The organism is Marinobacter segnicrescens (assembly GCF_900111555.1).
Lineage (GTDB): Bacteria > Pseudomonadota > Gammaproteobacteria > Pseudomonadales > Oleiphilaceae > Marinobacter > Marinobacter segnicrescens.
In genome coordinates this window covers 34722-46659 of sequence record NZ_FOHZ01000021.1, presented here as the reverse complement: position 1 = coordinate 46659, position 11938 = coordinate 34722, and the positions used below count along the sequence as shown (strand labels likewise).

Sequence of the window (11938 nt, the reverse complement as noted above, 5' to 3'; positions counted from 1 at the left end):
CCCTATGTGTCAGCGTAGTTGTCGCCTGATGATTTCAGAGGACAACCATGCCCCATTACTCACCGGAACGTAAGGAAGCCATCCTCCAGAAGATGGCCCCACCTCACAGCCTGACGGTGGCCGAGTTAGCTGGCCAGGAAGGCATCAGCACCGCGACCTTGTACAATTGGCGCAAAGCCGCCAGAGAACGAGGTGCCGTTTTGCCGTCGAACTCAGCCACGCCTGAAAAGTGGAGTAGCGAAGAGAAGTTCCGCATTGTTCTGGAGACCGCCCCGATGACCGAGGCGGAACTCGGTGAATATTGTCGCAAGCACGGTCTGTATCCGGAACAAATCGAAGCCTGGAAGACCGCCTGCATGGGTGCCAACGCCCAGTCTGATGAACAGGCCAGGCGTAACCGGAAAGCGGCGACGACTGAGAAAAAGCGCGTCAAAAAGCTCGAATCTGAATTACGTCGCAAGGAAAAGGCCCTGGCAGAAACGGCAGCGCTACTGACGCTGTCAAAAAAAGCCGAGGCGATCTGGGGCCCCAAAGACGAGGACGAATGACCAGCCTCCCGGATCGCCAGCAGGCGGTTGCTCTGATCCACGAAGCTCAGAGCAGCGGCGCCCGGCTGGCCAAGGCCTGTGCCTTGCTGAACCTGAGTGTGCGCACCTTCCAGCGCTGGACGACTGATAAGGCTGTCAAAGCGGATCAGAGACCGGTGGTGCCCAGGCCGGCACCGACTAACAAACTGACGGATCAGGAGCGTCAGGCTGTGGTGTCACTCAGCAATCAAAAGAGATACCAGAGCTGTCCGCCGGCATTCATCGTTGCGGACCAAATGGATCAGGGGCATTACCTGGCCTCGGAGTCGACCTTTTACCGTGTGCTGCGGGAGCATGGCCAGGTTAACCCCAGAGGCCGTCAGAAAGCGCCACAGCCCAAGAGACAGGCGACGACACACCAAGCCACAGAACCCAACCAACTGTGGTCGTGGGATATCTCCTGGTTGCCGGGCCCAGCACGAGGCACCTGGTTCTATCTGTACCTGATGCTGGACGTCTACAGCCGCAAGATCGTTGGTCACGAGGTCTACCAGAGCGAAACGGGAGAGCTGGCCAGTGAGTTCATCGAAAAGGCTTACTGGCGTGAGCACCTGGCAGCCAGGGAGAAGCCTCTTGTGCTGCACTCGGACAATGGCAGCCCCATGAAGGCCTCGACCTTCCTGGAAAAGCTGTACGACCTGGGCATTACGCCCTCGAACAGCCGGCCCAGAGTAAGCAACGATAACGCCTACTCAGAGTCGCTGTTCAAAACCCTGAAGTTCCGACCAGGGTTCCCGGTCAACGGCTTCAGCACCATCGAGGACGCCCGTGACTGGGTGCTGGCCTTCGTGCGCTGGTACAACACCGAGCACCGTCACAGCGCCTTGAATTACGTAACACCTCAGCAGCGTCACGATGGCGAGGCTGACCAGATCCTGGCTCAGCGCAAACAGGTGATCGAGGCTGCGAAGACCGCGAACCCGCGGCGCTGGTCCGGTGATATCCGAAACTTCAGCTTGCCGGAATCAGTGACCCTGAATCCGGAGAAGGCGGTGAACTGTTAAAGAGCTGAATGCTTAAACGCGACAACTACGTTGACAGACTCCGGAGATGAAGGGTGAGCTGAAAAAGCGGGTCAACGCCCTGGCTAAATACGACCTGTTGGTCATTGATGAGCTGGGTTACCTGCCCATGACGCGGCAGGCCCGGTACAACCTGTTCCAGCTGATAAACAGCCTGTACGAATACCGCTCCATCATCCTGACCACCAGCAAGGACTTCACCAGCTGGGGCGAGTTCTTCCACGACGACAACGTGGCGGTGCCGATCATTGACCGGGTTATCCACCATTCACACATCTTCATGTTGGGAGGAGAAAGCTATCGACTGAAGCAGAAAGTTACAAGTTAGACTATGAAAGGTGGGTCAATTTTATTGGCCAAAGGTGGGTCAAAATAAATGGCCATTGACAGGCGTGGTGAAAATGGGGCAGAGGAGTATTTTTGCTGCACTGATATCATCGTGTGCTATGGAGGATTGAAATGATCACTTCTGGCGGCGCGACTACACGTTTCAGTGTTGCCAGTATGTTGAATGATTGGAATGCGGCGAATAGCGCGAGTGAACGGCGCCGAACTTGCTCACGCTTCCGTTTAGTCGAGGGCTGTATTGGGGAAGGTTGGAGTGGCGGTGATTCAACACCGGACAAAGTAAAAAGAAGTCGGCGCACCAATGATCTTGAATGGCTTTAGCAAGATTCTACTCAGGGGCGCACCTGAATGTCTGCGAGGTGAGATTGATGATGATCAGCGGGACTTTTGTTTCTGGGCCTCGATCTCAATCTGGAGCATGGTCGTTGATCTGCATTCGTCATTTTCAGTAGTGAGGTGGTGGAGACTCCTCGTGCTCGGGTTTGATGTTCGATGGTGAAATTTCAGAAAGTTGCTTCTTCAGGTGCTGCTTGGCTTCCCACAGCTTGCGGATATTCAGTTCCTGCTGGGCGACCTGGTCTGACAGGGTGTTGATCAGTTCATCCTGGAAGGCCAGGCGGGTTTCCAGTTCATCCATTCTTTCCAACAGTTTTTCTGTCGTGTTTGTGTCGGTATTCGCCATTATGTGGAACGCTTTGGTCAGGTTTGTGGGGAATCTGGTATTATGCCCGCTTTATTTGCCGGGGTGTCGGGTTTTGGCACGTGTCCGGTGAATAATGGTTATTTCCACAAACGTTATCAATGATTTTACGGAGCCCGTTGTATCCATGCGTAATCCAAAAAGAGCAATTCTGTCAGCGGTATTGGTTGCGATCCTCGCCCCGCTGGTTCTTGGATTTATCCTTGTAAACACCACGCCGGAAGTCCTTTATATCCTTTCCGCCGCCGGTAGCAGTGCGATTGCAGACAGCCCGCAATTTGTTCTGGGCAGCGCCCAGGGTATTGCCGCCTATATCATCACCTTTGTGTTGTTTGCCATTGTGGGTGTGCTGACGGTTGTCATCAATGAGCGCAAACCCGGTAAGGTATCCCGCCCCGTCAGCAACCAGGGTCAGCAGCGTTCACGCCCGCAGGCCCAGGATGACAATGACGAATACGATGATGAAGATTACGGCCCTGAGGGTGAGGAAGAAGGCACCGTCAAGTGGTTCAATGTGAAGAAAGGCTTTGGCTTTATTGTCCGCGAAAGCGGTGATGAGGTGTTCGTGCACTTCCGCGCCATCCGCGGCCGCGGCCGCCGGGTCCTGCGTCAGGGCCAGGCTGTGCGGTTTGATGTGGTCGAGGCGTCCAAGGGCTTGCAGGCGGATAACGTCTCTACCCTCGATTGACCGTTATATCCCTCTCCCTGTGATCAGGGAGAGGGATAGGGTTCTCAGCCCAGCAACTCCACCAACACCTGTTCGTAAATCTCGGACAAGGTGTCCAGGTCCTCTGCTTTAACGCACTCATCCACTTTGTGGATCGTCGCATTCAGCGGCCCCAGCTCCACTACCTGTGCGCCCGTCGGGGCGATAAAGCGTCCGTCGGAGGTGCCGCCGGAGGTGGACAGTTCGGTCTCACGGCCGGTCACACGACGGATGGCGTTCTGTGTGGCTGTCACCAGGGCTCCCCGGTCTGTCAGGAAGGGGCGACCGCTAAGGTGCCATTGCAGGTCGTACTTCAACTTGTGCCGGTCCAGTATGGCTACGACCCGCTCTTCGAGGCTCTCCGCCGTGTTTTCCGTGCAATAGCGGAAGTTGAAGTGCACCAGTAACTCGCCGGGAATCACGTTACTTCCCGTCCCCGCCTCGATCTTGGTGATCTGGAAGGTGGTGGGCGGGAAGAAGTCATTGCCATTGTCCCAGAACTCATTGGCCAGTGCGTCCAGCGCCGGGGCGGCCAGGTGAACGGGGTTCTCCGCCAGGTGGGGGTAGGCCACGTGGCCCTGCACGCCTTGGACGGTCAGGTACCCGTGTAGCGAACCACGACGACCATTCTTGATGATGTCTCCCACCTGATGAGTGCTGGACGGCTCGCCGATCAGGCACCAGTCGATCTTCTCGTTGCGCTTCTCAAGAGTATCCACCACCTTGACCGTGCCGTCCTGGGCGGGGCCTTCCTCGTCGCTGGTGATCAGCAACGCGATGGAGCCCCGATGCTCCGGGTTTTTCGCCACGAAGCGTTCGCAGGCGGTAACGAATGCCGCCAGGCTGCCTTTCATATCGGCGGCGCCTCGGCCATACAGGTAGCCATCGCGGATCACCGGATCAAACGGCGGGTGGGCCCAGTTTTTCTCAGGACCGGTCGGTACCACATCGGTATGGCCGGCAAAGGCCAGCACCGGTCCTTCGGAGCCCTTGCGGGCCCAGAGGTTGTCGGTTTCGCCAAAACGCAGGTTCTCACCCGCAAAGCCCAGCGGGGCCAGGCGGGACATCATCAGTTCCTGGCAACCCGCATCGTCCGGTGTGACGGACTGACGGCGGATAAGGTCGATCGCGAGCTTGAGGGTGGGGGACAGGTCCATATCAGTTATTCGCGTGCAAATCTTCGTTCAGCTCGATGGCGGTCTTGTTGGTCTTGCACTCCACCGCACCAGTCTGGCTGTTGCGACGGAACAGCAGGTCCGGCTTGCCAGCCAGGTCGCGGGCCTTGATGACTTCTACCAGGTTGTTCTGGTCATCCAGCAGGGCAACCTTGGTGCCAGCGGTAATGTACAGGCCGGCTTCTACGGTGCAGCGGTCGCCCAGGGGGATGCCGATACCCGCGTTGGCACCCAGCAGGCAGTTTTCGCCAACGGAGATGATGATGTTGCCACCACCGGACAGGGTGCCCATGGTTGAACAACTACCGCCCAGGTCTGAGCCCTTGCCGATCATGACGCCGGCCGATACGCGGCCTTCGATCATGCTGGTGCCTTCGGTGCCGGCATTAAAGTTGATGAAGCCCTCGTGCATCACCGTAGTACCTTCGCCCACATAGGCACCCAGGCGGACACGGGCGGTGTCGGCGATGCGCACACCACGGGGTACCACGTAGTCGGTCATCTGCGGGAACTTGTCCACGGATTTGACTTCCAGGATGCGGCCTTGCAGGCGTGCCTGCAGCTGGCGCTCCGGCAATTCATCCAGGTCGATGGCGCCTTCGTTGGTCCAGGCCAGGTTGGGCAGCAGGCCGAAGATACCGTCCAGCTTTACGCCATGGGGCTTCACCAGACGGTGGGACAGCAGGTGCAGCTTGAGGTACACCTCAGGGGTGCTGCTGGCGGTGTCGTCGGTTTCCAGGATGGTGACGGCCACTGGCCTGTTGCTTTCGGCGGCCTTCAGTGCCAGCTCTGCCTGGGCTGTTTGGGCGGTGGAGCCCAGTGCATCGGCGAAGGCCTTGAGCTGCTCCGCGGTGGCTTCAATGGCCTGGTTGCCGCCCTGGTAGCCCAGGGTGTTGCCGGCAATCTCGATCAGGTCGCTGTCCGGCATCAGCACCGGCTGCTGATAAAAGACTTCCAGCCACTCACTTTTCTGGTTCTGGCTGCCGATGCCAATTCCGAATGCAAAACTCATCTGGTGCTCCTCTGAAATCATTTCTTGAATCGTGTTGCCCACTCTTCGGCGTTGAAGCCAACGCTCACCTGATCACCGCTCTCCACCACCGGCCGTTTAATAATCGACGGGTTGTCGAGCATGATCTCGTGGGCGGTCTGGGCGCCAATGGTATCACGAAGCTCCTCCGGCAGCTTTCGCCAGGTGGTGCCCCGTTTATTGATCAAGGCTTCCCAGCCGATGGCCTGTTCCCAGCGGGACAGCAGGGTTTCATCCAGGCCGTCTTTCTTGAAGTCGTGGAAGTCGTAAGCGATGCCGTTGTCGTCCAGCCACTTGCGGGCCTTCTTGACGGTGTCGCAGTTCTTGATGCCGTAGAGTTTCATTGGTTGGTCCTGGTTTTTAAGCTTCTCTGCTCCGCAGAAACTTCACAATCCGCTCAGCCGCTTCTACACACTCTTCCAGCGGCGCGACCAGCGCCATGCGTACGCGGTTCTCGCCGGGGTTGTAGCTGTCGACGGTGCGGGACAGATAACGACCTGGCAGCACGTGTACGTTCTGTTCGGCGGAAAGATCACGGGCGAAGGCTTCGTCGCTCATGGGCGTTTGCGGCCACAGATAGAACCCGGCGTCCGGGAAATCCACCTTCATGACCTGCTGCAGGATGGGCACCACCGCTTCGAACTTGGCCCGGTAGGCGGCGCGGTTTTCCTTTACGTGGTCCTCGTCCTGCCACGCGGCGATGCTGGCCAGTTGGTTGTGGATCGGCATGGCGCAGCCGTGGTAGGTGCGATAACGCAGGTATTCTTTCAGGATATTCGCATCGCCGGCCACGAAGCCGGAGCGCAGGCCGGGCAGGTTGCTGCGCTTGGACAGGCTGTGGAACACGACGCAGCGGGCGTAGTCGTCCCGGCCGATGGCGGTGCAGGTCTGCAACAGGCCTTCCGGCGGGTTAGACTCGTCCGGGTAGAGCTCGGAGTAGCATTCATCGGAAGCAATGATGAAGTCGTGCTGGTCGGCCAGTTCGATGACCCGCACCAGGGTATCCCGGGGTATCACGGCGCCACTGGGATTGCCTGGCGAGCACAGGAACAGGATCTGGCAGTCTTTCCAGACGCTCTCGGGCACAGCGTCAAAATCCGGGATGAAGCCGTTGCTGCCATCGCAGGGCAGGTATACGGGCGTGGCACCGGCCAGCAGCGCTGCTCCCTCATAGATCTGGTAGAAGGGATTCGGGCTGACCACGGTGGCCGGACGGCTGGCGTCAATCGCTGCCTGCACAAATGAGAAAATGCCTTCCCGGGTGCCGTTAACGGGTACCACGTTGCCATCGGCCCTGAGGGTGCCCGGGTTCAGCTGGAACCGGCGGGTCGCCCAGTCAGCAATGGCCTGGCGCAGTTCCGGCATGCCGCCGGTGGTCGGGTAGTTGGCCAGCCGGTCCAGGTTGTCGGCAATCACCCGTTTGACGAATTCCGGCGAGGGGTGCTTGGGCTCGCCAATGCCCAGGGAAATCGGGGGGGTGTCAGCCGGTGGCACCACATCGGCCTTCAACTTGGCCAGTTTCTCAAACGGGTAGGGGTGTAGTCGGGACAGGTTGGAGTTCATCGCTATCGTTGCGAGAAATCCCCACGTTGGGTGAGGGGATAGCGTGTCGGTGCTAACCGACTCTGTTCTCGCGGCCTCCTTTAGATTGATTTCTATTTTACAGTTTTATGGCTATTGTGTAAGCCATGAAGAAGCGTGCCTACAAATACCGATTCTACCCAACGTCCGCGCAAGAACAGCTTCTTGCTCGGACGTTCGGGTGTTTACGTTTCGTCTACAATGCGGTGCTTCGCTATCGCACTGATGCTTTCTATGAGCGCCAGGAAACAATTGGTTATATTCAAGCCAATGCCCAACTGACGGCCTTGAAGAAAGACCCGGAATTGGCCTATCTGAGTAGGGTTAGCTCGGTGCCGTTGCAGCAATGTCTCCGGCATCAGCAAACCGCGTTCAAAAACTTCTTCGAGGGTCGGGCTCGTTACCCCCGGTTCAAGAGCAAGCGGCACCGCCAGTCGGCGGAGTTCACCCGTTCGGCATTCAAGTACCGGGATGGGCAGTTGTACCTGGCCAAGTCCAAAGAGCCGCTGGCGGTTCGCTGGAGTCGGGACCTGCCCTGCGAACCCACAACGATCACGGTTTCCAAAGACAGTGCCGGACGCTATTTCGTGTCCTGCCTGTGCGAGTTTGATCCAAGGACGTTGCCGGTCACTCCGAGAATGACCGGCATAGACCTGGGCCTGAAAGACCTGTTCGTGACCAGCGATGGATACCGAGTCGGCAATCCCCGCCATACGGCGAAATACGCGACCAAACTGGCGAAGGCGCAACGGCGCCTGAGCAGGAAAAAGCTTGGCTCCCGGAATCGGGCCAAAGCTCGGATGAAGGTGGCGCGTATTCACGCCAAGCTCTCTGATTGTCGGATGGACAATTTGCACAAATTGTCCCGCAAGATCGTCAACGAGAACCAAGTGATCTGCGTCGAATCCCTCAATGTCAAGAGCATGCTGCGCAACCGGGCCCTGGCCAAATCCATCAGCGATGCCGGCTGGGGCGAGTTCGTCCGCCAACTGGAATACAAAGCTGACTGGGCCGGTCGCCAGGTGGTGGCGATTGGCCAGTGGTACCCGTCCAGCAAACGCTGTTCGGGATGCGGCTTTGTGATGGACTCCATGCCTCTGAACATCCGGCACTGGACGTGTCCGAAATGCTCAGCCAAACACGATCGCGACCTGAACGCCGCGATCAACATTAAAGCCGCCGGGCTGGCGGTGTTAGCCCTTGGAGAGAATGTAAGTGGCATGGAGTCAGTCTCCTTGTCCGGTTCTCTGTGAATTGGGAATCCTCTTCCTTCAGAAGGGCGAGCAGTCAATGAATGTTATCCAGCATGATACGCAGGTCTTCTTGTAGGGCCTGGCAGACTTCCGGGTCGCGGATTGGCCAGCCATGCTCATCAGTGACAAAGAAAGCATCTTCTACCCGTTCGCCGAGGGTGGCGATCTTGGCGTTAGTTAGCCGCACCCGGTGATCCAGCAGGACCTGCCCAACCCGGGCCAGCAGCCCTGGGCGGTCGGGGGTGATCACTTCGATAACCGTGCGCTGATTATAGGTATCATTAGAAAGTGTGATCTCGGTAGGAAACGAAAAATGCTTCAGCCGCCGGGGCGTGCGCCGTTGAATGATTTCCGGGTAGTTGTCAGGGTCAGCCAGTTCTTCCTCAAGCCGTTGGCGTACGCGCTCCTTGCGGGCAGGATCCTTGCCAAGGGGTTGATCTTGGTCATCCAAAACCACGTAAGAGCTGATGGACCAGGGCCCCTTGCTGGCCACGCTGATGCGGGCGTCCACGATATTGAGGTTGAGCTGTTCCAGTATGGCGGTGGTCGCCGCGAACAGGGCTACCCGGTCCTTCACATAGATGACGATGTGGGAGTAACCGTCTGTCGGCCCGCCCCGTGTGTCACGGATCAGCACCAGCGGCTTGGGGTCGTCACCATGTCGGATAATGGCGGCGGTCTGCCAAGCGATGTCCACGGTGGAGTCCTGCAGGAAGTATTCCTCGTCCAGGGTGTCCCAGATGCGGTCAATCTGTTCGTCGGTAACGCCCTGGGCATTGAGGATGCCCCGGGCTTCCGCCTGGGTGGCACGCACCCACTCTTCCCGGTTGAAGGGCGTCTCGGTGCCCCGGCGCAGGGCCCGCTTGGTTTCCACGTACAATTGGCGCAGCAGGGAGGCCCGCCAGGTATTCCACAGTTTGGGATTCGTCGCGCTGATATCGCAAACCGTCAGCACGTACAGATAGTCCAGGTGGACCTGGCTGGGCACCGCCCGGGCAAATTCGTTGATGATGTCCGGGTCGGAGATGTCCTTGCGCTGGGCGGTCATGGACATGAGCAGGTGGTTCTCCACCAGCCAGGCGATGAGCTGGGTGTCCCGCTCGCTCAGGTGGTGGCGCTGGCAGAAGGCTTCCGCGTCCTCCGCGCCCAGCTCGGAATGGTCGCCACCACGGCCCTTGGCCACGTCGTGGTAAAGGCCGGCCAGGTAGAGCAGTTCCGGTTTTGGCAGCTGGTGCACCAGTCGCGAGGCCAGGGGAAACTCGGTGCGGCTTTCCGGGTGGTTCATCCGCACCATGTTGCGGATCACCCTCAGGGTGTGGGTATCCACCGTGTAGATGTGGAACAGGTCGTACTGCATCTGGCCGATGATCTGGCCGAATTCCGGCAGGTAGCGCCCCAGCACGTTGTACTTCTTCATGTGGGCCAGGGTTTCGTCCAGGGGATGGGGCGTCTTGACCAGCTCCATGAACAGGGAGGTCACCGCCAGGTCGTTTCGGAACTGGTCATCAATCAGGTGCCGGTGGGCCCGCAGGGCACGAATGGTGGACGCCCGTATACCCTTGATGGAGGGGTGCTGGGCCATCAGCAGGAAGATTTCCATGATGGCGTAGGGGGCGTAGGCAAACACCTGGGTGTTGATGGCTTCGATGTACTGGTCGCGGATGCGGAAGCGGCGGTTCAGGGGCTGGATCTTCGCTTCCTGGTCCTGCTGCAGGATGGCCTCGTCGTAGTACTGCAGGATAACGTCGGTCAGCTCGGACAGGGCCAGCACCGTGCGGTAATAGACCTGCATCATCTGCTCGACGCCCAGCTTGCGGCCCTTGTCCCGGTAACCCAGCATATCCGCCAGGGCCCGCTGGTGATCGAACAGCAGCCGGTTCTCGTTGCGGTCGGCAATCAGCTGCAGGCCGTATCGCAGACGCCACAGAAAGGTCTCGCCCTTGAGCAAAATGTCGTGCTCTTCCTGGGTGAGAATGCTGAACCGGGTCAGGTCGGCGATGCTGTCCAGGCCAAAATGGCGCTTGGTGATCCAGCCGATGTTCTGGATATCCCGCAGGCCACCAGGGGCGCCTTTAAGGTTTGGCTCCAGGTTGTAGTCGGTGTTGCTGTACTTGCGGTGGCGGGCCAGCTGCTCTTCCCGCTTGGCGATAAAGTAGCTGCGGTCGCTGCAGACTTCATCGGAGTAGACCATGCGGGTGAGTTCGGTGCGCAACTCTTCCGGACCCGCAATCATGCGGGTTTCCAGCAGGTTGGTGAGAACGGTGACGTCGTCACGGGCGGCCTGGCGGGATTCGTCCAGGCTGCGCACACTGTGGCCGATGTCCAGCTTGAGGTCCCACAGCAGGGTGACGAAGGCGCCCAGGTCATCGTGCCAGCTGTCCGCAATGCCATCGCGGGTCAGGATCAGCAGGTCGATATCGGAGTGGGGGTGCAGCTCCCCCCGGCCGTAGCCGCCGACCGCGAGCAGGGCAATGTCCGGGGAGCGGGCAAAGTCGTAACGGTTCCAGATGGTCCTCAGTACCTTGTCCACGGTATCCGCCCGGGACTTCACCAGTTCGCGAACATCGGCACCGCTGCGGAAAGCGTCGGCGTCGGCCTCGTACGCATCCCGTAACAGCTCCCGGGCGGACCGCACTGGTGACGGGTCGTTAGCGATCTGGTAGGTGAGAACCGTGGTGTCCACTCAGAAAGACTCTTCCTTGCGCTTGGTGAGCACTTCGTATCCATCCGCGGTGACCAGGATGGTGTGCTCCCACTGCGCGGACAGTTTGTGGTCCTTGGTGACGGCGGTCCAGCCATCCCCCAGCACCTTGGTGTGGTACTTGCCCTGATTGATCATGGGCTCAATGGTAAAGGTCATGCCTTCTTTCAATTCCATTCCGGTGCCGGGCGTGCCGTAATGCATCACCTGGGGCTCTTCGTGGAAGACCTTGCCAATGCCGTGGCCACAGAAGTCCCGCACCACGGAATAGCGGTGCTTCTCCGCGTGTTCCTGGATCACATGACCAATGTCCCCCAGGCGGGTGCCAGGTTTGACCAGCTCGATACCCTTATATAAGCACTCCTGGGTAATTCGGATCAGTCGCTCGGTGCCCGGCTTGGGGTTGCCGACGACCCACATTTTGCTGGTGTCACCGTGGTAACCATCTTTAATCACCGTGACATCAATATTGATGATGTCGCCGTCCTTTAGCACCTTCTTTTCTGTCGGGATGCCGTGGCAGACCACATGGTTGACAGAGGTGCAGATGGACTTGGGGAATCCCTTGTAGTTCAGGGGCGCCGGAATGGCCTGCTGCTCGTTGACGATATAGTCATGGGCAACACGGTCGAGTTCCTCAGTGGTAACGCCGGGCTTGACGTGCTCGTCGAGCATTTCCAGCACCTCGGCCGCCAGGCGACCGGCCACACGCATCTTCTCGATTTCGTCCGGTGTCTTGATGGATACAGTCATGGGAATTCCTGCTGAATGAATGGGGTCGCCTGGTGGGGCCGCACTGGTTTATCGGGTACCGGCATGGCACCTGCTGCGGCCT

At 58.8% G+C, this 11938-nt stretch carries 11 protein-coding genes; 4 read left to right on the top strand and 7 right to left on the bottom strand.

Translation table 11 applies throughout. The features are described 5' to 3' along the window. Positions 1-47 precede the first annotated feature (47 nt). Both BM036_RS15860 and BM036_RS15855 read left to right on the top strand, forming a co-directional pair. A protein-coding gene (locus BM036_RS15860) for an IS3 family transposase (RefSeq protein WP_091854165.1) occupies positions 48-1591 on the top strand; the annotation gives its coding sequence in 2 pieces (ribosomal slippage) (positions 48-519 and positions 519-1591; 1545 coding nt in all). A gap of 46 nt (positions 1592-1637) precedes the next feature. Next, positions 1638-1937, top strand: a complete 300-nt coding sequence (locus BM036_RS15855; RefSeq protein ID WP_281247031.1) for an ATP-binding protein — start codon at positions 1638-1640, stop codon at positions 1935-1937. Between the two features lie 465 nt (positions 1938-2402). On the opposite strand, the gene BM036_RS15850 is transcribed toward BM036_RS15855, so the two are convergent. Further along, entirely contained in the window at positions 2403-2639 is a 237-nt protein-coding gene (locus BM036_RS15850) for a SlyX family protein (protein ID WP_091854163.1), read from the bottom strand. A gap of 145 nt (positions 2640-2784) precedes the next feature. Between BM036_RS15850 and BM036_RS20445 the strand changes: the two genes are divergently transcribed. Beyond that, complete coding sequence (locus tag BM036_RS20445; RefSeq protein ID WP_091854176.1) at positions 2785-3345, top strand: cold shock domain-containing protein; 561 nt, start codon at positions 2785-2787, stop codon at positions 3343-3345. A 44-nt stretch (positions 3346-3389) separates the two neighbouring features. Here the strand turns inward: BM036_RS20445 and dapE are convergent, their stop codons facing one another. The 4 genes from dapE to dapC are packed head-to-tail and all read right to left on the bottom strand — an operon-like array spanning position 3390 to position 7131. After that, positions 3390-4520, bottom strand: a complete 1131-nt coding sequence (dapE, locus tag BM036_RS15840) for a succinyl-diaminopimelate desuccinylase (RefSeq protein ID WP_091854161.1) — start codon at positions 4518-4520, stop codon at positions 3390-3392. A gap of 1 nt (position 4521) precedes the next feature. Next, entirely contained in the window at positions 4522-5550 is a 1029-nt protein-coding gene (dapD, locus tag BM036_RS15835) for a 2,3,4,5-tetrahydropyridine-2,6-dicarboxylate N-succinyltransferase (RefSeq protein WP_091854174.1), read from the bottom strand. 17 nt (positions 5551-5567) lie between these two features. Further along, on the bottom strand, positions 5568-5912 hold the full coding sequence (locus BM036_RS15830) for an ArsC family reductase (protein ID WP_091854159.1): 345 nt from the start codon (positions 5910-5912) through the stop codon (positions 5568-5570). Between the two features lie 16 nt (positions 5913-5928). After that, positions 5929-7131, bottom strand: coding sequence for a succinyldiaminopimelate transaminase (gene dapC, locus BM036_RS15825; protein ID WP_091854157.1), 1203 nt, complete (start codon positions 7129-7131; stop codon positions 5929-5931). A 125-nt stretch (positions 7132-7256) separates the two neighbouring features. Between dapC and BM036_RS15820 the strand changes: the two genes are divergently transcribed. Continuing rightward, the gene (locus tag BM036_RS15820) at positions 7257-8402 is read left to right on the top strand and encodes an RNA-guided endonuclease InsQ/TnpB family protein (protein ID WP_091854155.1); all 1146 of its coding nucleotides are present in this window, start codon (positions 7257-7259) and stop codon (positions 8400-8402) included. A gap of 34 nt (positions 8403-8436) precedes the next feature. Here the strand turns inward: BM036_RS15820 and BM036_RS15815 are convergent, their stop codons facing one another. After that, a complete protein-coding gene (locus BM036_RS15815) occupies positions 8437-11085 on the bottom strand; it encodes a [protein-PII] uridylyltransferase (RefSeq protein WP_091854154.1) in 2649 nt (882 codons plus the stop codon). Further along, entirely contained in the window at positions 11086-11856 is a 771-nt protein-coding gene (gene map / locus BM036_RS15810; RefSeq protein ID WP_091854152.1) for a type I methionyl aminopeptidase, read from the bottom strand. Positions 11857-11938: the final 82 nt, after the last annotated feature.